The organism is Cohnella silvisoli (assembly GCF_021190915.1).
Taxonomy (GTDB): domain Bacteria; phylum Bacillota; class Bacilli; order Paenibacillales; family Paenibacillaceae; genus Cohnella; species Cohnella silvisoli.
The window spans coordinates 60,780-83,235 of sequence record NZ_JAIOAP010000003.1 but is presented as its reverse complement, the minus strand read 5'-3'; the positions used below and the strand labels follow the sequence as shown (position 1 = coordinate 83,235).

General features: G+C 49.1%; 14 protein-coding genes. 3 read left to right on the top strand and 11 right to left on the bottom strand.

Annotated features, from left to right (window positions below):
* Nucleotides 1–9: 9 nt before the first annotated feature.
* From K7P76_RS07235 to K7P76_RS07205, 7 genes are all read right to left on the bottom strand, one after another.
* Entirely contained in the window at nt 10–3,453 is a 3,444-nt protein-coding gene (locus K7P76_RS07235; RefSeq protein WP_232184553.1) for a hypothetical protein, read from the bottom strand.
* A gap of 64 nt (nt 3,454–3,517) precedes the next feature.
* Nucleotides 3,518–5,875 (bottom strand): alpha-L-rhamnosidase-related protein, encoded by a 2,358-nt coding sequence (locus K7P76_RS07230; protein WP_232184552.1) that lies wholly within the window; start codon nt 5,873–5,875, stop codon nt 3,518–3,520.
* 34 nt (nt 5,876–5,909) lie between these two features.
* Entirely contained in the window at nt 5,910–6,746 is an 837-nt protein-coding gene (locus tag K7P76_RS07225; protein ID WP_232184551.1) for a carbohydrate ABC transporter permease, read from the bottom strand.
* 12 nt (nt 6,747–6,758) lie between these two features.
* Nucleotides 6,759–7,709, bottom strand: coding sequence for a carbohydrate ABC transporter permease (locus K7P76_RS07220; RefSeq protein ID WP_232184549.1), 951 nt, complete (start codon nt 7,707–7,709; stop codon nt 6,759–6,761).
* Nucleotides 7,710–7,802: 93 nt separating this feature from the next.
* Complete coding sequence (locus tag K7P76_RS07215; protein ID WP_232184548.1) at nt 7,803–9,308, bottom strand: extracellular solute-binding protein; 1,506 nt, start codon at nt 9,306–9,308, stop codon at nt 7,803–7,805.
* The gene (locus K7P76_RS07210) at nt 9,305–9,484 is read right to left on the bottom strand and encodes a hypothetical protein (protein WP_232184547.1); all 180 of its coding nucleotides are present in this window, start codon (nt 9,482–9,484) and stop codon (nt 9,305–9,307) included. The genes K7P76_RS07215 and K7P76_RS07210 overlap by 4 nt, the downstream gene beginning before the upstream one ends.
* Nucleotides 9,485–9,549: 65 nt before the next feature.
* On the bottom strand, nt 9,550–11,790 hold the full coding sequence (locus tag K7P76_RS07205) for a helix-turn-helix domain-containing protein (protein WP_232184546.1): 2,241 nt from the start codon (nt 11,788–11,790) through the stop codon (nt 9,550–9,552).
* A 124-nt stretch (nt 11,791–11,914) separates the two neighbouring features.
* On the opposite strand from K7P76_RS07205, the gene K7P76_RS07200 reads away from it, so the two are divergent.
* Nucleotides 11,915–13,492, top strand: coding sequence for a type 2 periplasmic-binding domain-containing protein (locus tag K7P76_RS07200; protein ID WP_232184545.1), 1,578 nt, complete (start codon nt 11,915–11,917; stop codon nt 13,490–13,492).
* 252 nt (nt 13,493–13,744) lie between these two features.
* Nucleotides 13,745–14,341 carry a Uma2 family endonuclease gene (locus K7P76_RS07195; RefSeq protein ID WP_232184544.1) on the top strand — a complete coding sequence of 199 codons (597 nt, stop codon included), beginning with the start codon at nt 13,745–13,747 and terminating at the stop codon, nt 14,339–14,341.
* 76 nt (nt 14,342–14,417) lie between these two features.
* Here the strand turns inward: K7P76_RS07195 and K7P76_RS07190 are convergent, their stop codons facing one another.
* The 3 genes from K7P76_RS07190 to ilvD all read right to left on the bottom strand — a co-directional run bounded on the left by K7P76_RS07190 (nt 14,418) and on the right by ilvD (nt 18,540).
* Nucleotides 14,418–15,179: an SDR family NAD(P)-dependent oxidoreductase gene (locus tag K7P76_RS07190; RefSeq protein WP_232184543.1), complete on the bottom strand. Its 762-nt coding sequence runs from the start codon at nt 15,177–15,179 to the stop codon at nt 14,418–14,420.
* Nucleotides 15,180–15,295: 116 nt separating this feature from the next.
* The gene (locus tag K7P76_RS07185; RefSeq protein WP_232184542.1) at nt 15,296–16,789 is read right to left on the bottom strand and encodes a M81 family metallopeptidase; all 1,494 of its coding nucleotides are present in this window, start codon (nt 16,787–16,789) and stop codon (nt 15,296–15,298) included.
* A 20-nt stretch (nt 16,790–16,809) separates the two neighbouring features.
* Nucleotides 16,810–18,540 (bottom strand): dihydroxy-acid dehydratase, encoded by a 1,731-nt coding sequence (gene ilvD / locus K7P76_RS07180; protein ID WP_232184541.1) that lies wholly within the window; start codon nt 18,538–18,540, stop codon nt 16,810–16,812.
* A 163-nt stretch (nt 18,541–18,703) separates the two neighbouring features.
* Between ilvD and K7P76_RS07175 the strand changes: the two genes are divergently transcribed.
* Nucleotides 18,704–19,354, top strand: a complete 651-nt coding sequence (locus tag K7P76_RS07175; RefSeq protein WP_232184540.1) for a GntR family transcriptional regulator — start codon at nt 18,704–18,706, stop codon at nt 19,352–19,354.
* A 236-nt stretch (nt 19,355–19,590) separates the two neighbouring features.
* On the opposite strand, the gene K7P76_RS07170 is transcribed toward K7P76_RS07175, so the two are convergent.
* On the bottom strand, nt 19,591–22,398 hold the full coding sequence (locus tag K7P76_RS07170; RefSeq protein WP_232184539.1) for a hypothetical protein: 2,808 nt from the start codon (nt 22,396–22,398) through the stop codon (nt 19,591–19,593).
* Nucleotides 22,399–22,456 lie beyond the last annotated feature (58 nt).

The window sequence follows — 22,456 nt, the reverse complement described above, 5'->3', positions numbered from 1 at the left end:
ACTCCTCTATTAATTCTGAATAATAATCGTATCTAGGCTGAATGAGCCCGACCCTGCACCCTGTTCCGGATCTATCCGCAACTGCTTAAGCCTTCCTGTCCATCCCGCTACCGCCGACATATCTACGGTATAAGTCGTATAATTAGGGTCATTTGCGTTTAAGGTAAAATTGATATGTTTATCTTCATTCCAGGCTGTATCCGCATCGGTTGTAAAATATATTTGTCCTATCGTACTGCTGGTGTTGTTTTTTAGTGTGATCTTTATCTTTTTGTTATTGCCGATATCCAGATCCAAGTAGTTAACACACGTAATATAGGGGTCAGTTCCGGTAATGGTTCCGTTATACCGCCCATCTATAGTCACGTTAGAAATCTGATCGTTAGGAATCCATCCCTCATTGTCCACAGAGAATCTCCATATTTTGGCTGGCGTATTAGTAACCCGGATATAATCAAGACTGAACGACCCTGACCCGGCGCCATCCTCTGGATCGAACCTCAACTGCTTAAGGGTGCCTGTCCAGCCAGCCACTGAAGACATATCTACAACATATTCCCTTTCATTCCGATCGTTCGGAATAATACTAAAATTGATATGTTTCGCATCATTCCAGGTCGTATCGGCATTCGTTATAAAAAATAACTGTCCAATCGTACTGCTGGTGCCGTTCTTAAGTTTGATTTTCACGGTTTTATTATTACTGATATTAACATTCAATGGACTACTCGACGCTATAAATGGATCCGTTCCGGTAACTGTCCCGTTATAGCTGCCGAAATTCACGCGTGCCCCGCTAATGTTATTTTCAGCCACCCATCCTTCAGCGTCTCCGGACGTTGAAAACTCCCATGCTTTGGCGGAAGCTGCAAAATCGTAGCTGTAATTAAGCGCATAAAGCTTTCCTTCACCCGGAAGGAACGAAGCTGAGATGACACCCGTTGAGGAATTATAATTCGTGCTTACTTCCTGCCCGGTAGATTTAGATACCTCGTATACCGAATCCGCTTTCGGGTTCACATTGAAAGTCAAAGTTTTCGTTGTACTTAAATCTTTATTGACCGCCATAATATATTTCCTACCTTCGTTATCCATAAAGTAGGAGATAATAATATTGTTGCCTGTACCGGCCGGAATCCAGAAGAAATTATTAGGGATGCTTGATGTTCCTATCGGCATATCCCCAACGTGATACACCCCGAATGAGGTCAATCCCATCAATGTCGGACCTAACGCCGTCAACTCCGTATTCAGGGTTTGTACAGGAGTATACAAGTCTGACTTTGTACCATCCGATTTAATAATGGGGTCCGTATGCCCCGGAGAAAACGACCATATATAATATTGCAGCGATTTCATGCCGTAGGCCAGAGAGGTATACGCGTTATACCTTATTTCATCCGGTGTAGGGCGTCGCAAAGATCCGGGTATGCCCACGGATTGCAAGTAGTATTGCATAGGAATTTTTTTACTTACCGCCGCATCTCTCATATACTCCATGTTCAGGAAATAATCCGTCGACAATGAGCCTGCCGCGGCTCGGAATGTGTAGTTGTCAACGCTCAGATACTTCAAATTAGACTCTCCGACTTCATTAATCACAGCATCCAAATAATCCTGATACTTTTGCGTAAACACATTTCTGAAATATAAGTCGTAGGATTGCGTCGTGCCATTTGCATACGCAGCCCCACCCGAATACGCGTTCGAGGTTGACCCGTACAGCTGCATCGTCCCGTCCCCTCCTCCATTATGCGTCAGTTCGAGATAATAGGCGGTATTAGGCTGCAGCTTGGCATTAACATAGAACCTAGGGTAATTCCCGTTATTCGTTTGCGTTAGTGTCGCCTGCCCTAAAATTTGATTTTTTGATATCCCATCATACACCTTCAATGTTGCTTCTTCGCCCGCTCCCCATTGAGTTTGATCCAAAGCCAATTCGACATAATTAAGCCTTCTTGTCACAATTGAAGGCGTCGTAATCGTCTGGCCCACTGCAATGCTTCCAACCCCGCCTTTTACGACGATACCGCTTCGCGTCGTATCCTTCTGGCCGAACTCCGAGGAATGGGTTAAAGCTACATCCGTTGAATAAGCGTCGAAATAAAAGTCGTAAGATTGCAGTACACCAGCCGCATATGCTGAACCCGCCGAATATTTATCTCCTCCCGTAGACGCATTCAATCCCGCTATATTATTGTCGCCGCCCCCGTTATGGGTCAATTCCCAGTAATAGTTAGTATTTGGCGTTACATTTGCATTAAGAGTGAATTTCGGAAAATTTCCGTTATTAGTGGCTGACAAACTTCCGCTGGCAATCTGGCTCGTCTTGGCTGGAGAATCCCATAGTTTAAGCGTAAGAACTTCTCCTGCAGCCCAACTGGCGCTATCCAAATTAACGTCTATACTGCTAATAAAACTGCTCCAAGACGGGTTGTAAAAACTTTGCCCTCTGGGAGTACTGCTATTAAGCGTCACATTCTGACCTCCATAAGCTTGGAAGGCTGCCGCAGGCGTATATTTAGTGCCATTATATACAACGAAGTAAAAATCTTTGTTTGTTATCGCACTCCCATTCTGATATGCCGTCCCATCCGCATAAACATCGGTCGATGAACTCGGTACCCATCCAATGGAATTATTGCCGCCACCGTTATGGGTTAATTCCCAGTAATACGTCGTATTGGATGATACGCTGGTGTGTAGTTCAAATCTCGGAAAATAACCATTATTCGTAGCTAACAATTGGGAAGACGCCAATCGATTTGTTTTGGAAGGGGAATCCCACAAAGTTAGTGTAAGCGCCTCGGAACTCCACGTATTATAATCAACATACAACTCTATCGTATCTATAAAGGTGGTAGACGCCGTAGTTTTAAAAGTTTGTCCTAGCGGATTTGTACTGGAAACATAATACCCTTCACTCGTATATTGCTGAGCAACCGATTGATTAAGTCCGATTCCAAGCTGATCGTCACTCGAATAAGTCGGGAGCAAATTCATATACGGCGAACGATCCGGATCATCGGCTAAAAGTCTGTTATATGCGTGCGCGTACCCTCGAAGCATGGAAGCATTCGGCTCATCCCGCCCAACATACCCGCCGGTGGCCGCGTAACCCTTATATCTATTCGCTAGAGTATCTATGTGCGAATCCATAGCGTTGCCAAGATCAAAAAAATCGGAATCTCCGGCTGCAACCCTCATATTCCTTGCATCGCTCAGACTTAACATCGTTTGCATTTCCGCCGTAGAATAACCCAAACCTGAATAGATCCAATTCACTTTTGCCTGACTTAAATAATCATACTGCGTACTATTAATGAGGCCTGTTGGCGGCGGTACGTATACACCGATCAAAAACTGTTCAGCAAATGCGGTAGTAGATGTGGAAGAAAAAACGAATACAACCGTAAACAATGCCACGATTACTCTGTTTTTTAACTTTTTCATATCAAAAGATCTCCTCCCATGTCTCGATTTTGTTTCCATTCAATAGAAAGAATCGACACCGATGTCAAGGCTGCGAAACAACCACCACCTCCTTCTTGTTTTCACAAATGGTAATCGAGCCATCCGGCAGTTGCACTTCTGTCCTCACCCCTCTCAGCCCTGCAGCCCGAAGTTCAAACCGTTCGTTACTGGGATCGCGACTCCATTTAATCTCAATAACACCATGCGGTGTGATAACGCTGCCTTCAGCCCATGTAAGAGGACCTGGCTGTGGAGCGATTCGAATGCTAACAAAACCGGGCTCCAATGGTTGGACACCAAGCACCTCACGAGGGAACTCGTAAAGCGGCACCGCTCCCCAGGCATGACAATCGCTTCGCTGCGAAATCGCATCTTCAACCCACGTAGTCAGATGAAGCTTCACCTGATCGTGCCACCGATCCCATAAGCGGTAAGCGCTCTCATATTGCCCTCCGACCGATAAGGCGCGAAACAGAAAGAACGCCATCGCGTAAGAGACTTGCATGAGAGACTTGTCTTCGATAAGAACGACTCCAAGCCGCTGCGCCGTTTCCACTTCCGCCGCGCCGGATAGAATAGCCCATATCTGCACATGCTGGCTGTATTCTTCTACTCCCGGAGAATCCTGATAGAGTTGCCGTTCGGAAGACCAACAGCTATTATTCACGGCCTTAATGATCGCTTGAGCTCGCGTGCCGTACTCCGAAGCCGTATCTCCGCGCCCCGTTCGTTCATTCAATAAAGCCGCCTTTTGCAGCGCGTCCGCATACATGAGATTATACAAAGTTAACGGTACGCTTCGGCCCGAGACGGGCACACCGTAAGACGTGTGCCATTCCTGCACCCAATCGGCGAATGACCAGTAGCTGTCGGGCATAGCCCCAACTAGACCATCATCCCCTACCTGACGGTCGAACCAATCCAGAACGGCATCGATACTGGGGCGATATCGGCGCACAAGCGCCAAATCGCTATAGTGCTCGTAGTGATCGCTCACCATCATAATCCAATGCAAAGCGAACCCGGGAATAACTTGACCGACTATAGCTGGATAACGGCTAAGTATCATGCCGCTAGGAAGCAGGGAGCTGTGAAAATCGTAGATGGCTTTGCGCGCCAATCTGTCATCTCCGCTTATCGCATAGGTAAACAGACATTGAAGCCGCGTATCCATACAATATTGAAGCTGCTCATAATACGGACAATCCACATAGGATTCATACATGCAGCGCTGCAGCGTCCGAACGCTTATGTCCCAGAGCGCCGTGTAGGAAGGATCGGAGCAAGAAAACGAAGCCTTCTGTTCTAGAGGGTAACCGGTTTCGCGGAATCCGACACCGCGCAGCACCAGCGATTCGTCGCCGACATTAATCTCAAGGCGGACAAATCGGAACGTACGGAACAGGAACGTTTCGTAGGTTTCCGACCCGTGCCTATTGTTCCCCGCAACCCGGTACACTTCACGATTGCCGTAAAGGCTTTTGCCTTCGTGTTCATCTCGAATCCCTTTAACTCGATCCGGCGTTTCATACGACTCCGCGCAAAGGAAGACGATTTCGCTTCCGTTTCCCTGCTCCATATCGAACCGCAGATAGGCGGTCATCATCTCTCCGGCATCCAATTCCAATACGACTGACGCTCCCGCCGGCAATAGGAGAGGCGATTCTCCTCGCGCAAAAGCCTGCAAATCCGCTTCCTGCTGCACACCTTCGTAACGTACCACTCTAGTAAAACTGCCATCACGCTCATACGGCAATGGGATTTGACGTTCCGACAATTGCCGTTCTTTCAAATGTCCTCCGCAGCGCGGTTCCACGGCATCTCCGATCACTTTGACTTTCGTCCATTGCGAAGCTTCATCGCTAAGCGTTTCCCAGCCAAACGGAACCGCAGTTCCGTCAACGATTTCCAAACCGCCGACCTGAGTGTCCGGCCCTTCGGGCAATAACGTTAATGAGCGATCCGGCAAACCTTGCCACGAATCATCCGTAGACAATCGTTCCAGTTCAGTCCCGTCTTCCGCCATCAGTTGTCCTTGCAGAATAAAAGCCCCGGACCCGGAACTTATAATTGCTGCAGGGGCGGGCGCACCCGCTCCGTAATGCAGCACTTTCGCGGCAAGCACGTTCCTGCCGGGTCTCAACGAACCCGATAAATCTATCGTTTCATAATAGTGAGTCCGCAGATCCCCGCGACATGGCCCAACGCTAACGGACTCGCCATTTAAATACAACCGATACCTGCTATCCGCGGACACGTCAACGACAAGGCGGTGTCCAGGCTGCTCTCCGACTTCGAATACCCGGCGGAAATACGCTAACCGATAATTTTTACCGTCATTCGGAATATCTTCTTCCTGGAGCCAAATCCACTTCGCGTGCCATTGCTTATTTGTTTCCATAACGACACCTCTAGTAAGTATCTTTTCCCCTTATCTATCCCTTAACGGCACCCAAAGTGGCGCCTTCCATAATTCTGCGCTGCAGGAAAATATACATGAGAACAAGCGGAATCATCGTAATCATAAGGCCGGCGAACAAGGTGACCCAGTCCGCTTTATACTGCATGATTTGACTGGCCTGATACATGGCAACGCCGATCGTATACTTCTCAGGGCTGCCCAAATATATAAACGGACCGAGAAAATTGTTGTACAGACCGAGACACTTGAATATGGCTACCGTAACGATCCCGGCGGTCGAAAGCGGCATAATGATTTTGAAGAAAATTTGGAAGATGGACGCCCCGTCGATCGCACCGCTCTCTTCGAGCTCCTTCGGCAGCGATTGCATAAAACCGCTTAGCATCATTAAATAAAAAGCGCTCTCGCTAAAGCTGTCCAGGATTACGATTCCGGTCAGACTGTTCGTCAGATGCAAATCGCGCATCAAAATATACTGCGGGATCAATGCATTGATACCCGGAAGGAACAGAGACAGCATAATGACGCCCCACATCAGCTTTCTTCCTCTAAACTCCAAACGGGTCAGCACATAAGCGTTAATGGCGGTCAAGAACGTACCGATCACTAAGCTAGCGCCAACGTAGTAAACCGTATTGACCATGGCGCTCCCGATACCGTATTCCTTCCAAGCATCTTTATAGTTGCTCCATTGCATTTCTCTGGGCAGATTCCATACGCTTTGGAAAAATTCCTGATTTGTCTTGAGCGATTCATAGAATACCCAGATCATAGGGAACAGGATCGTCACCGACCAGATCAGGAGAATGATGTACCACCAAGCATCGACTATCGTTCTTCTCTCTCTCACTGCTGTCCCTCCCTAGTATTCGGAATCCCGATTTGTCGTGAACTTATCGATGACAAGCTTGGCTGCAACCAGAATAACGAACAACATCATTCCGATAGCCGAAGCGTAACCATAATTGTGAATTCCCGTACCGAACGCGATATTGAACATATATAAGCCAATTACATCCGTAGAGCCTGAAGGCCCTCCGTTCGTTAAGATCAAGATGTTCTCGAACCCCTTAAACACGCCTAACATTAAAAATAAAACGGCAACGCGAATAATCGGGGTCATGAGCGGAATGGTAATCTTAAAGAGCCGCACCCGGTGGCTTGCCCCTTCGAGAATCGCCGCTTCGTAGAGCGATTTCGGAATCGTACTCATCGCGTTCAGGAAAATAACGAAATAGAACCCTACTGCTCCCCAGACGGAAGGGGGAATCGTCGCCCACAAGGCGGCTTTCTTCTCGCCCAGCCAATAATAATTTCCAATGTCCACTCCGATCAATCGCAGCCCCGCATTCAGCAAGCCGAAGGATCCGTCGTACACGAAGGACCACAGCAAGGAAACGGCAACCAAAGAGAGTACATTGGGGAAAAAGAACAGCACTTTAAACACCGAATTGAATCGATATCCTTTGTTCGCCAGCAAATACGCAAGGATGATTGAAATGAAAACAACAAGCGGTGTAACGGTTACCATAAGCAGAACGTTATGCCACAGCGCCCGCCACACATAGTCGTCTTGAAGCATATCTTTGAAATTTTGCATTCCGACGTACACGGGATCTTTAATTCCATCCCAATTCAGTAAAGAATAATAGACCGACAGTAAATTCGGGTACAACGTAAACAGAATATATCCTCCGAAAGCTGGAATAGTTGCCAATAGAATAAACAATCTCTTCTGGAACTTGGCCTTCTGCTTCCAATTAGAGCTTGGGGGTGCTGTTGCGTGCGCGACAGAATTAGGCAGTTCATTCATAATGATGTCGCTCCTTTTACTATTCACGGAGCGCTGATTCCTTCAACGCTCCGCGATAGTTTCCTATTTAGCTAATGCCTTGATGTCGTTCTCTTATTTCTGAGCGGCAATTGCTTTGACGAGCAGATCCTCTGCCTCTTTCAGCTTAGGCTGCGGATCTTGCTTTCCTGAAGCGATATCGTTCACCGATTCTTCTACAAGCTTCCTCGCCTTTTCCGCATTCGGATCGGTCAACGAAACACTGCGTGCCTCGCTAGTGCCTTTGACAGGGTTGTTCTTCATGTATTCCAGAACGGCTTTCGGAGCATCCTGCAGCTTATCGACCAAAGCGGCATCCTCCATAAAGTCCTTACGAACCGGAAGTCCTCCCGCTTTCTCCGCATATCGCTGCTGCACATCCAGATTCCACAACCAAGCCAAAAACTCTTTCGCCCACTTCTTGTTCAACTCCGGTTTGGCTGCCCAGATGTAATGGCCTCCGCCTGCATAGCTTTGATAATATTTGATGCCATCCGGATTATCCCCCATCGGAGCCAGCATAAAGCCCCATTTAAATCCATCAGGGATGGAATCTTTCATTTCGTTCTGAACCCATTCCCCTGTCGAAGCCAGCGCCGCTTGTCCTTGCAGCAGCTGCATTTGCGATTGTGTGTGGGTCAATGCTGCTACGCCATCCGGGAATGCTTTTTTCTTACCGAGTTCGTAAATCTTGTTATAAACGTCCAAGCTTTCTGCTGATGCATAGAATGGCGCTTTGAAGTTTCGATAGTCATCATTGAATTTATCCAAATTTCCGTTAATCTCGGCGATTTCAAACATTTTCGGTATTCCGATGGAAAAGTCCAGGTATCCCGGGTATTTACCAGGGTATGTGATCGGAATAATGCCCGACGCTTTGATCGTATCGATAAGCGCAGTAAATTCGCTCCATGTTTTCGGATTCTGGTTCCACCCGTTTTTCTCGAACAGAACTTTATTGTAGAACAACCCCGTTATGCTCTGCCCGTAAGGAATGGCATACATTTTATTAAGGAGAACGGTTCTGCCTTCGTAAATACCCGATTGAACTTCCTTCAAAGTCTTCGTTTCATTATCGAATGCTTTATGGTCCCAGAGATCGTCTTGCGGCTCCAGCTTTCCGGCCTCTACCAGACTGGTCGCCATTGCCGTTCCGCCGCCGCCGCCCGGAAGGAAAATCGAGAAAATATCGAACATATCGTCGTCGTTTTTAGCCGCTATTTTCGTACCGGTAATCGTATCGATTTTAGGAGAATAAGTCGTATCGAAGCTTACGTTCGGAAACTTCTTCGTGAACGTTTCGATCGCGTAATCTATCCATTCCCTGCCGCTGCCGTTTTCCCAGTAACCGAATTTCAAAGTGACTTTCTCGTCTTTAGGAAGACCGTTTTCCGGATAGACATTCGACTCGCTGGCACTGGCGCTCGCTTCGGGGCTTGCCGCCGAACTTGTTGTCGCGGAAGCCGTTTCTTGGCTATTGGAAGCCTGAGAATTGTTATTGCCACTGCCGCAAGCTGCTGTCATAAATACAAGAAGCAAACAAACCAACGATAATCCCCACATCTTAACTTTGTTTTTCATAGATGAACCCTCCCGATTGTTTTGTTTTTACCCCATTCCGAAGCGGCCATTCCTTCGTCTGGCGCCTCGCAAATAAAAGTAACACCCCGGCGCTTTCGCGGTATATAGACCATTTGCTGCGGATAGATGAAAAGGAACATGCTGCGGTTTTTAGGCGATAGACGATAAGTCAGCAATAGATATTTCTCCACATCGCCGCTTATTTTGTGAAAAAAAGAAGCCCGCAACACCATGCAGGGCTTCATTCCGTACTATTTTTCTTGCGATATTGGCCCGGGGTTTCACCGGTATGTTTCTTGAACACGCGAATGAAGGTTAATGATTGATCATATCCAACGGCTCGGCCTATGTCTTGAATCGTCTCTTCCGTCTCGATCAGCAATTGAATCGACTTCTCCATCCGCACATCGGATACATATTCAACGAACTTCATCCCGAATGCCTCCCGGAATAGGCGACTTAAATATTTGGCGTTTAATCCAAATTCGTCGCTTAGATGGGTAAGTGATAGATCGGGGTTGCTATAATTGTCGGCGATATATATTTTGACCTGATGCATGAGTTGATGGGACGACTTACTTTCGCGCAGCTTGTTAAGCTTATCGAAGGCAGCCTTCAGAATATTATAAAAGGCGTTATATATTTCATCTTGCGTTTCTTCTTCCAGCGCCATCAACAATGAAGGCTGTACGTCCCGAATCCACACGTTGTTCGGCTCTTCGGTAAGCTCCGCCATTTCCTTCTGCAAATATCCAATCAGAACCTGCATGAGACTGGATAGATCATCATGGGTATAGAGTTGATCCTCAAGCGTCTGATACATTTCCCGATAGTAGTCTTCCCACTTCTCGTCCCCGAGTCTGAACGATTGGCTAATGATCCGAAAAACCTGCAGTTGCTTGAACAATTCGCCTTTCGGCTTGGAAACCACATGATCGGGAGTAATGATCCGGTTCATTCCCAAGGAAGATTTGTAGCCCACGGCATTAACCGCTTCTCGGAACGATTCCGCCGTCAACTCCAATTGATGAATCAGAGGGCCTATTCCGATCGTCACCGTAAAGTCTAAATTATTAGCTACCCAATCCCTTAGCTTCTCGCAGCATTCCAGTACTTCCTGCTGGCTTTCCTGCTGATGGAAGAGAAAGAGAATTCCCATCTTGGAGTTGGAAATCCATTCGGTCCATACGGTAAAAGGTTTGTTCTCGACTAATTCTTTCACGGAAGCGCCGAGAATGTATTTCAGCAAATGCTGATCGCTCCGGTATTGGATCGCAAATTCCGCATAATGGTCGATCTCGACAATAGCAACGAGCGAGCCGCTCACGGGCTGATCGATTCCGAGCCGCGATAATTCTTCTTCCAGATACTTGCCGAAGTTCGCAGTGGCATTCCCGTCTTCCATCAAGCTAAGAAACAAATGCCTTTTGTGGTACACGGACAATTCTTTGTGCTGCTCCTGAAGCATATTGGATTCATCCAGAAGCTCTTCGATCGAGGATTCGATAAACTTGAATTCATCGACCTTTTCCGTCTTTAGATGAGCGGGAGAAGCTTTGCGCGCACCTGAAATCATGTTCATTAAAGTAACAACCGGCCTGTATTGGCGTCGAGACACGTAGATAATCCAAGTCAACCCGGCAATAACGATCACGGAAGCAATAGCCATCCACAAGTAAAATAACGAGGACACAAACTCCAGTATCCCGCCGTTAAGCGTGCCGCTCGATATGATCCAGCCCGTTTGTTCCGACACGGATGAGGAAAGGACCGAGCCGGCCCTCATGCCGGAAGTCTTTCCGTCCGGTCCCGCCTCCGTAGAGACAATGAGATTGCCGTGTTCGTCATTGAGATGGACAAAGGTCGAATTATTGTCGGTCATGCTGGCAATCCATCCAAGAAGAGATTCGACGCGGACATTAACGATCAGGATGCTTAAATTGCTCAGATTCGTATTTTTGGCCAAACTAATTACTCTTTGGGCGTTGCGTCCGTCGGTCATTTGCGGCGCTAAGGTGCGGGCTGTCCAATGATACGGAACGCGGCTGTTCAAGGATATGCCAACGAATTGGCTGTCCATAAAATCGTTCAATTCAGTCAGCGTGGACGGAGTAAGAATGGTTCGGTCCGGAGTTCGGTACAAATAGATGGAGTCAATGTTCGGGTTGTTCTGGAGAAGCTCCTTTAATGCCGAAGAAGCTTGGATATCCGTGTAATGGCGGTTTTCCTTGGGATTGTCCGAGAAAAACTGCTTGATCTTCTCATTGTTCTGTATTTCATACAGCAATAAGGAGTCTATGTCCGCGAGCTTGTTGTCGATCAGCTTCGATATATTGTGAGACAGCGCATTATTCGCCCTTACGGAAGCTTTCTTGGACATTTCGCTTAACGTAAGGAAGGTCATGAGCAGCAGACTTAACGTAATGATAAAAAAAACCGGCAAATAGGAGAGCAACAGTCTGTTAAACCAATTTGTCTTCATAACTCTCCTCATTCCGCCCGACAGCGAGCAAAATTTATTATGCGGAAGTCATTTATTTTCTATAGGAAATAATTTAACATATTAATTAAGTAATCAGCAATGAGCTGCTCGGAGGGGAAAATAGATGATACGATACCGTTCTATTCTGCCTTTAATCGTCTTCTTAGCGATCGGTTTATTCGTTCTCTGTTGGATCATTTGGGCGCAAAACAATAAACCGCCTCTCCTCGCACCTGCAAATGAAGATCAGCAAATCATGCCTTTGAACCTGTTCATCAATGCCCCCATGGATACGATATTGCCTGAGGAAAACACCGATTTTATTCGCCAAATCATAGAGAAGAAATTTAACGTCCGAATCCATGTTACCGCGATGGTGCCCGGAAATGAGTATAACGCCAAGATCGAGTCTTTGCTGTTCGCCAACAACCCGCCCGATATGTGGATCGACAGAAGCAACGACGGCGCCTCTAAGCTTTCTCTTGATGGCGTGCTCGCGGATATGTCGTCTTATGTATCCCAGCTAACGATGCCGAATTACTTCAAATACTGGGTAACCGAGAAGGAATTGAAGCAATATCAGATTCATAATCGCTTCTATCGCGCTCCGATTCCTTATGACAAAAATTCCTATCGAAGCTACTATATCCGTCAAGACTGGCTCAAGCATCTGGGATTGGAAATTCCGCGCAATTACAACGAGTACATGCAGGTATTACGCGCCTTTACATTCGATGACCCGGACGGAAACGGCAAGAAGGATACCTATGGATTCACGACATCGGGCAACAATTCGAGTCTGTCTACCGACTGGCCCGAGTATGCAAAGAACGGTCTCGTATATCCGGCTTATATGAATAATAACGAGCTGGTCGACATGGAATCGGATTTGCGAGTCGAACATGTCGTTGACGATATTCTTAAGGTCATTAATGAGGGGTTGGTTGATCCCGACTGGTTCTTCAACTCCGGAACGGAGCATGTGGACAAAGCGATACAAGGAAAAGCGGGCGTTGTCCTTGGCCAAACCGTTGATTTCGCTCTGGATGCTAATCCGGCGAGCATACAATCGCTCAGTCGCAAGCAGGATCCGAACGCCAACTGGGTACCGTTTAACCCATTGGGCAATCAGCCGTTAAGAGCTGGAGGATCGCCCGAATATCCTTTTGTATTCGCCAAGATGACTGCCGACAAGCATCCCGAGAGAATAAAAAAAATTGTGGAAATACTGGATTGGCTCTCGAGTGAAGAGGGATTTCTCCTTACCCATTACGGCATAGAGGGAGAGCACTATTCGCGTCGCGGAAATACGATCACGTTACTGCCGCAGGAGACGGACAATCCAAACCATTCCTTCAACTCATTGAAATTATGGAGCTTCTTCACACCGGAAACCCCAAGCGTCCTGGGTATGCAGGTAGTTGATCCCAAAATGACAGCGAGAGACGTAGATATCAAGGCATTCCTGGGCCAACTCCCGGTAAAACCAAAGCTTGGCGTAGCTTTGGCACCGCCTCTCGGCATTGATGTAGGAGCCTTCCGCGCGAGGCAAAACGAGCTTCAAGTCAAAATGCTGTTCTCCGATCAATCAGGAAAGCAATGGCCTGTCTATTACAATGAAATCATGAGTCAGTATAACGGCTTCCAAATCATTAAAAATTTCGAAAAACAGGTGAAGTCCGCTGCCTCGGAAGCTCCGTAAAAAAGACCAGCCAAGTTTGGCTGAACCCGGGTTGGCAATCAAATGTCGAAATCACACGAAGAACACAATGCCCTTCTGCTCGCGAAAATCGCCGTCTGAGACTTCCATCTGCTCTTACTCGCAAAGTTTGACAGACCAACGGCGTTCGAGCATAATAAAGTAAATAAAGTCGGGGAAGCACCTCACAAAGTTAAACACAAGACGTGTTTCTTTGCCGAGGTGCTATTTTTTTGAAAATCGGAGGTCGTCGGAATGAAAAAGAAAACTTATGACGAGGTCATGAAGGAGTCTCCCGTTACTTACGAGATCTATGCCAATATGATCGACGATGGCAATCGCTATGAGATCTCGGACGGCGTATTGGAGCTTATGAGCCCTTCTCCTACATTTACGCATCAATCGCTCAGTCAGGAGCTGCTGTTTATCCTCAATACAAGCTGTCGAAACGAGTACATTATGATTTCATCGCCCATCGATGTCATCTTGTCCGACACAGAGGTTCGACAGCCCGATCTGGTTATGATCCATCGCAGCAGAATATCAATCATTAGTAATAGAGGCATAAACGGTGCTCCTGATCTTGTTGTGGAGATTACATCCGAGCATTCACGCAGACGGGATAAAGTGAAGAAACGTATCATATATGCCAACTACAAAGTTCCTGAATACTGGATCGTAGACCTTACTAACTTCACTTTGGAGCAATACGTACTGGACGGAGACCGCTACGATCTGGTCGAGGTTTACGCCGGAGAAGAAACGATCCACTCCAAGACAGTTCCGTGCGCCTCATTCAGCATGAATGAAATTGTGCGAAGCCTGCCTGTGCCGCCTGAGATGCTTGAATAACATTCGCGCGTCAAATCCGCAGACCGCACATCGATCAAGCGGGTTTTGCTCAATTGTTATACACTTCAAACTCGGGTTAGTGCATCACCCAGCCGCCGTCGATATTCAGCAGTTGGCCTGTAATAAAGTCGCTGTCGGGCGAAGCGAGAAACACGAAGCCGCCGATCATATCCGACGGAAGTTGGCGTCGGGCAAAGCATTGCTCCTTCGCCAAGTAAGCGGCCGCTTCCTCTAGATGCTCCTCGCTGTAAGTAAGCAACTCCTGGTCCGTCATAACCGCTCCGGGCGATATGGCATTGACCGTAATGCCGTGTTCTCCGACTTCTCTTGCCATGGCGCGCGTAAACCCGACGATGCCGCCCTTGGAGGCGACGTAGTGTACGAAACCCTTCTGTCCTTTCAGGAAAGTGATCGAGGAGACGTTAATGATTTTGCCGTAATTCCGCTCCTTCATATGTGGAAAAACAGCCTTGGAAATCAGAAAGCATGATTTCAGGTTGACGTTCATGACCCGATCCCATTCTTCCTCGGTAATTTCGTACCATGTTTTGTTCGGGTAAATGCCGGCATTGTTGACGACAATATCGACGCCGCCCCAGATTTCTCCGACCGCCTGAATCATCCGCTCAACCTCGGCCGCATTGGATACGTCCGCCTGCTGGACGATCGCTTCGCCTCCGGATGCGACTATGGCCGCCCTGACCTGCTCCGCCTCCTCCGGCGTATTCCAATAATTGATGACAACCTTGGCGCCTTCCGCAGCATAGGCAAGACAGACCGCTTTGCCGATTCCGGTCGCTCCGCCCGTCACCAAGGCCACTTTGTTCCGTAATTTCATGCCGCTGATCCTCCCAACGTTTACTCCTTGCAACTTCCGCTACTGCATGTTCTCACCCTTTAAGGAAACACAGTCTCTCTCCCGGGGCGAAGTCGCACAGAAACCGTCTACCCTCATTAAAAGTTATCTGCAAAGGGATACAACGGGCGCGGAGCTTTTGTATATAGCAAGCTTGACAGATTAGCCGTACTTGCTCCAGGTGTATCCAAAATATAAATGCCGCTATGACGGATCTGCTCGTACTCGGCGCGAAATTGCGCAGCAGATTTGACCAGAACCAAATCCGCATCCAGAGGCTCCAGCCCGACAGACCGATACATCGCAGGATCTCCGGTGAAGGTCGGATGTTCCATTAACAACACATAGATGCGTCCTATTCTGACAACCGCGCATTGTCCCATGTTCGCGATCATATTGGCTACCGTCCCTCCGCCGAAAGCAAAGGTTCCGCTTAATGACGTATATGCGATGACGCCTTCGATTTCCATCGGTTTGCCGAAATCCGTACTGACGGAATGACCCACGGTCAGCTTTACCGTACTTCCGACATCATAGGTCACGGCTTGCCGTACTGCTGGCGCGTCAACCATCGACAACAGGCATGTAAATCGCTCGCCGACGCCGAGTTCCAACAACTGCCGCAGCACCGCATTGCTGTCTCCCGGGGAGCCTGCCCCAGGACTATCCGCCGAATCCGATACAATGATTGGACCGGCAAGCTTGTCTGCTGCATCAAGCAGCTTGCTGATTTCCTCCACACTGCTCAATTCAATGTCGAATTGCTTGCGCCGATTCCACAGCAGCTCAGACAAACGTTGCGCTTCCCGTTCCGCTCGCTCAGCGTCCCGGCCAACGACAACGACGGCACAGCCCAATTCGGCTACATCCAGCCACGGCTGTACAATGAAGAGCGAGGTAGCTAACGAATCGCCGTTGTTTTCGCCCTTCATCGCTTCCTGCCACAGATCGCGCATCGGATTTTCATAGGTAACATGCGCTTCCGCAGGTACAATCATCGGCACTTTGACAACTTTCATATGCGGCTTCAACCCATTGCGAACGATGGAGATCAGCAATTGCGCCGCCCGATACCCCGTCTCGGCATAGTCAATGTGCGGGAATGTCCGATATCCCACGACAGCGTCCGCCTGTTCGGCGATCGTCCGGGTCAGATTGGCATGCGAGTCGAGCGTAATCACAATCGGAACGTTTGTCCCAACCTTCTCCCGGACAGCTGACAAAATTTCTCCATCCGCGTCATCGTTATCTTCAGCCACCCAAGAGCCGTGCAAGGAGAGCAGTACGCCGTCATATTCAGAGTATGCTTCGATCCGGTCCAGCAAAGTTTGCTTCAACCGATCGAGCGCCTCCCGCTTAATCGGCCCGGCCGAGCAAGCTTGAGCAGCCACTGTCGGAAGCACATTCACATCTGCCTCGTTTGCCGCACGAAGAACTCCGCTCAGTTCGTTGGCCGGATTATCGTCTGCAAGCATTTCATTTCCCTCGCGGTAGAAATAGTTATAAAACCCCGCAATATCGCTCAAAGCGGAACTGAACGTATTGCTTTCCTGCATCAACGCTCCGACAATAATGTTCATTTTTTTGTTCACGAGGTTGTTGCCCCCTTATCCTAATTTCGCGAGCAAGAGCCGCCTTCCAGCGCCGGTCTTGCCGCCCGGGTGTATTGCCCCAGTACCCCTTTATGCTTCATGACAGGCGCGGTCCAGCTTTCCATTCTCTTGTTGATCATTTCCTCAATCTCTTGCGAGTCGCGCACCACACCTTCCGTCCCCACAATATCAATCGTACGGTTCGGAATATCAATAAGGACAATGTCTTCATTTTGCACCACAGCAATAGGCCCGCCAGAGATCGCTTCCGGACCTAAATAACCTACGCACGGCCCGCGCGTAGCGCCTGAGAATCGGCCATCGGTGACAAGGGAAGTCGTATTCGATAACACGGGATCCGACGCAATCAGCTCCGACATGAAGAACATTTCCGGCATCCCCGTCGCTTGCGGCCCTTGATACCGGATAATGACGACATCGCCCGGCACAATTTGTTTATTCACAAAAGCGTCCACGGCAGCGCGTTCGGTGTCGAACACTTTGGCAGGTCCCTGATGAACCTGCATGTCTGGCGATACGGCGGAAATTTTGATCGTTGCTCCTTTCGGAGCCAAGTTGCCGACCAGCACCGCAAGCGAACCGTGAGGCTTCAACGGCTTGGCAATCGGATAAATGACATTACGGCGATTCAGCTTGTAATTAGCCAGGAACATCTCCGCGAAGCGCGGCATTTCATTCGCGCGATATTCTTGCAGATTTTCACTTAAAGTTTTGCCTGTTACCGTAAGTACGTCCAGGTGCAGCATATGTTCAAGCTCTAGCATCACTTGCGGCACACCGCCGGCATACCAGAATAGCTCGGTCGGATAATGACCTGCCGTCTTCGTATCGACCAGCACCGGAATGCTCCGATGAATCTCGTCGATTCTATGCGCACTCAACTCAATGCCCGCTTCCCGCGCAATGGCAATCAGATGCATAACGGCATTCAACGATCCGCCGATTGCCGAGTGCACCATGATCGCATTTTCGAAAGCTTCCATTGTCAGAATGTTCGACGGCCGGATGTCCGCTTGAACGAGCCGCATAATTTGCTGGCCTGCCGCGCGCGCCGCGCGTCCAATCTCCGCGTTGGTAGCCGGGATCAACGCCGACCAGGGCAGCGCCAAGCCAAGCGCTTCCGCCATAACCTGCATCGTCGCCGCCGTACCCATATACTGACAGGCGCCGCAAGTGGGACAGCATGCCCGCTGGAAAGCTAGAAACTCCTCTTTCGACATTTTGCCTTGATCCACTTCCACGCTCATATGCCATAGCTCTTCATTCGATCTCATGCAAGGCCCTGCGCCCATCGCCCCTCCCGGAACATGAATGGCCGGGATATCTAATCTGGCAATCGCCATCAAGTGGGCCGGCACCGCCTTGTCGCCTGCGGACGACAGCACCATAGCATCAAATGGCGTAGCCATCGCATGTATTTCTACCATGGATGCGATCATGTCTCTGGATGGCAGCGAATAATTCATGCCATTATGCGCTTGCGCAACACCGTCGCATATGTCCGTCGTCGTATAGATCGCAGGCTTTCCCCCGGTTTGGAAGACGCCTTTCTCAATCTCGGATACCAATGCGTTCAAGTGATAAGAACTGGGATGACTTGCGCCATGGGTGCTTTCCACCAACACCTGCACCTTATTTAAATCCTCAACTGTCCAATCCATCGACATCCGAAGGGCGTCGCCTTCAAAGCTGATCTTTCGAACCTTCTGGCTTTCTAATTGATCGTTCATTTTCCTTTGCTCCTTTGTTGTGTCGATGATATTTAATACGAGAGCAAATTCAGTATAATTCTTCATTGTAAGATTGTCTACAATCTTACTATAATATATTTTACAAAGTACACATGATACGTTATAGTTCGAAGTAACGATGTGGAAGGAGTTTACCGCCGCAATGGAAAATTTTCGTTTCGAGGAGCAGAAGGTCACTTCACTCCGTCATAAAATTACAGACGATATTCGTAAAGCGATTTTTAATGGTCAGCTAAAACCCGGCATTCGACTTCGTGAGATTGAGATGTCCAAGCAGATGGGGGTCAGCAGAGGGCCTATTCGCGAAGCGCTGCGAATGCTGGAACAGGAAGGTTTATTAGTTTCTCAGCCCTACAAGGAAACGACTGTTGCAGAAATTACGCGGGAAGAAGTTACTGAAGTGCTCATACCGATCCGATTCACGCTTGAGCAATTTGCGATTCGCAAAGCTTTACCGAACATGACGGGCTCACACCACGCCAAACTTAAAGAGATCTTAGCCGAGATGCGCGACGCTGCCCAGAAACGCGACATTTACAAAATAGCGGATTGCGATTTGGCCTTTCATGAGTACCTCGTAAGTTTGTCCGATATGATTAACATCATCAGCACTTGGAAATCCATCTACAACCGCATTCGTCTTCATTTTCTCTCGCAAGCCCTTGCCTACGAAAATTTAAACGATGTGTATCTGGAGCACGAAGTATTGCTGAATGTTTTAATGGAAGGCGATATGGATAAAATCTCGGAAGCATTGACCGTACACATTCATAGTGTCAAATGGGATGAATGAAAAAGACGTTGCAAATGACAAAGCTGCAGCCCGCTCCTCCAGAAGCGTCTGCAGCTTTTTGTCGTACATGTGCAATTACAAGATACTGGGAAACTTTTGCGGATTGATCGGAGTGCCGTCCAAGAAAAGATCAGGATCGATGCGCAGCATAATTACCCTTGAATTGTCGCATGGTGCTGTTGACAGGACTGAATGAGTTGCTTTCCTGAATCACCTCGCCTTATACGGATGCGCATTTATTGATACTGAACAATCGGGTCCCATGTCGTCGCGTCCGACGTGATCGTCCCGTTCATATTTACCGTAAATTCCAGCTGATCGCCTTCCGTAACGTTGATCAGTTGCGTCGGGAAGGTATACGGACTCGAGTAGGATACATACTGCCACTTATCGGCAGGCTGACTCCCTCTGGGCCATACTTTGATGCCGTTTTTCATGATTTTCACCAATACGCCGTCGCCGCCGGGGGACCACAGAGACAAATTGCCGTTGGCCGAGACTGCCACTGTGCCTTTCGCCGGAGCGACCCATGTACGGGCGCTGGAAGCCGTGCTCTCGGGATGCTGATAATTGATTCCGACCATCAGATACGTAGCCCCGTCTCTCCACGAGCTCCAGGAGGCATCGTATGCGGCAATGTTCGTGAAGGAGATGCCGTTCCATTTCTGGTAATACCACACCGGACCTTGCGTGGTCGTGCTGAACCCGGTGGACGCCTGATAAGTGCTCGTCGAAGTCGGTTCCGTAATGGCCGTATAGGTAATCACGGGATCCCATGTCGTCGAATCGCTCGTAGCGGTAACGTTCCGATTCACGGCAAAATAAAGCGTATCCCCCTTCGCAACGGAAACGGATGTGGTCGGGAAGCTCACAGGCGCGCCGTAGGTCACAAGCTGGTACCCGCTGGCCGGCCACAGCTGCGTTCCGTTTTTCAGCAGCCTGACATTTACGCCGTCTCCCCCGGATGACCATAAAGAAATGTTCCCTTGGGCGGTAACCGTAATCGTCCCCGTATACGGAGCGACCCACGCCCTTACGCTCTCCTTGGCGCTTTCCGGGTGCTGGGAATTCGGGCTGACATTCAAATACGTAGCTCCGTCCCGCCATGCCCCGTAACTGTAATCGAACGACGCAATATTCGTATAGTTGTTGCCGTCGAAGGAATCGTAATTCCATATCGGACCTTGCCGAATTGCGCTGAAATCTATGGATGCCTGAAACCGGGCGAGCGGCGGAGCCGCCACCGTTCCGCTCGTGGCATTCGCGGTTGCCGTCCCGGCGCTTACGTTACCGTTGTTGTCTTCGGCTTGGATCTTATAATAGTAAACCGTCGAAGACTGCAACTCTTGCGTATCCGCGAAGGAAGTCGTCGTTGATTGGCCGACCATATTGGTATAGCCGGGAGTGAAGGAAGACGCGGTGGAACGATAAATATTGTAGTGCGAAATGCCGCTTCCCGCATCGGTGGCCGCAGTCCAGGTTACGCTCATGGTCGAATTTCCGCTATTCCAGCTTGCCGTCGCGCCGGATGGATTCGTGGGCGCCGTTGTATCCAAAGGCAGAGTTGAGCTGTTGGCATCGTAGCCTGTCCCGGAACGCCAACCGGACAATCCCGTGTAATTCGTTCCGTTGTAATGGGCGGAAAATGCGGAACCGCCGGAGCTGTAAATCTTGTTGTAATCGCTGACCGCCACGCTGGCGTTCGCACCGTAGTTATACACTTCCGTTCCGCTCACGCCGGTGGTCAGGATGATTTTGTTGTTCGTGAATTGATTGCCCGTCCACGTGCCGCCGCTCACGTATTTGGCGCTGATGCCGGCAGTGTTCGGCTGATCGACGACGATCAGATTGTTGCGGACGGTGAGATTCTTGGTGCCGCTGTAATCGGCCAAATCCCCCGTAAAATCGGTAATGCCGATGGCGCCGTTGCCCACGGCCGTTTTCCCTTGTCCGCCCGACATGCGGTTATTGGCAATGGTGGAATGGGTGTTGGCCATCGTCTCGATTCCGCCGCCCAAAGTGTCGTACACACGATTGTACTGAACGTTTACAAACTCGCTTGTCCAGTCAATATCAATCGCATAGGCGTCGTTCCCGGAGCCGTTGTCGGATACGTTGTACACCTCGTTGAACATGACGTCGATGTGGGAAGAAATTATCGGCATTACCGCCGCCGTGCCGATGGGGTCCGTTCCGCTGTAGAAGCCGATATCGTGTACGGTATTCCATTTCATTTCGCTGTTGTTGGCATTGGCTATGGCAACGCCCAGACTGGAGACGTTATACACGGTGTTGTGATTCATCTTCACATTGCGGAACAGGGCGGATGTGAAAATCTGGCTTGAAGCCGCTTCATTCCAACCGCCGGAGCCGATTCCGTACCAGCCGAAGTCGTGGACGACATTGTTGGTGATGTTCAAATTGTAAGCGACTTCCTTCTTGTAATTGGACCAGAATGCGGTGGTGACGAATATGCCCGTCGTGTTGTAGCCGTTCCCCAGTCCGTATACCAGATTGTTGTCGATCGTAATATCATGGCTGATACCGGTGCCGAAAAAGCTGATGTCGATCGCGGCTTTGCGAACACACGGACCCGTCTGGTAGCAGGATAGGCTGTCCGTCAATTTGTTGAAAATCTCCAGCCCGTTTACGTTCCAGCCGCTAAGATCCTCCATGTAAATGACGGTTCCCGCGTTCACAAGCTTGGGACGCCCGGTCCCGTAGGCGGTCAGCGTGATCGGGTTCGCTGCCGTTCCGTTGCCGTGCAGCGACAGCGTCTCGCCATTATCCCACGTATCGCCGCCCAGCAGCTTGATCACATCTCCGGGTTTGAAGGTCACGCTCGACAGTTTGACGAGGGATTTCCACGGCGTTGACGTCAACGTTCCGTTGTTGCCGTCATTGCCTGCGGACGAACTGACATAGTAAGTCGTGCCCGCTGCCTGAACGCTTGGCATGCCAAATGGCAGCTCAATCGCGGCAGTCAACAGCAGGATTGCGACAAGCATTTTTAACATTGCATTCATTCCTCTTCCGTTGCTCATGCTTCCATCTCCCTCAACTGAATGATTTTGATGCAAAACAGGAACTTTCGTTATGGAT

Coding starts and splice junctions, on each gene's coding strand:
- K7P76_RS07220 (WP_232184549.1), bottom strand. CDS start 7,709: ATGAATGAACTGCCTAATTCTGTCGCGCACGCAACAGCACCCCCAAGC.
- ilvD (WP_232184541.1), bottom strand. CDS start 18,540: ATGAACGATCAATTAGAAAGCCAGAAGGTTCGAAAGATCAGCTTTGAA.
- K7P76_RS07230 (WP_232184552.1), bottom strand. CDS start 5,875: ATGGAAACAAATAAGCAATGGCACGCGAAGTGGATTTGGCTCCAGGAA.
- K7P76_RS07205 (WP_232184546.1), bottom strand. CDS start 11,790: ATGAAGACAAATTGGTTTAACAGACTGTTGCTCTCCTATTTGCCGGTT.
- K7P76_RS07175 (WP_232184540.1), top strand. CDS start 18,704: ATGGAAAATTTTCGTTTCGAGGAGCAGAAGGTCACTTCACTCCGTCAT.
- K7P76_RS07195 (WP_232184544.1), top strand. CDS start 13,745: ATGAAAAAGAAAACTTATGACGAGGTCATGAAGGAGTCTCCCGTTACT.
- K7P76_RS07200 (WP_232184545.1), top strand. CDS start 11,915: ATGATACGATACCGTTCTATTCTGCCTTTAATCGTCTTCTTAGCGATC.
- K7P76_RS07215 (WP_232184548.1), bottom strand. CDS start 9,308: ATGAAAAACAAAGTTAAGATGTGGGGATTATCGTTGGTTTGTTTGCTT.
- K7P76_RS07170 (WP_232184539.1), bottom strand. CDS start 22,398: ATGAGCAACGGAAGAGGAATGAATGCAATGTTAAAAATGCTTGTCGCA.
- K7P76_RS07190 (WP_232184543.1), bottom strand. CDS start 15,179: ATGAAATTACGGAACAAAGTGGCCTTGGTGACGGGCGGAGCGACCGGA.
- K7P76_RS07235 (WP_232184553.1), bottom strand. CDS start 3,453: ATGAAAAAGTTAAAAAACAGAGTAATCGTGGCATTGTTTACGGTTGTA.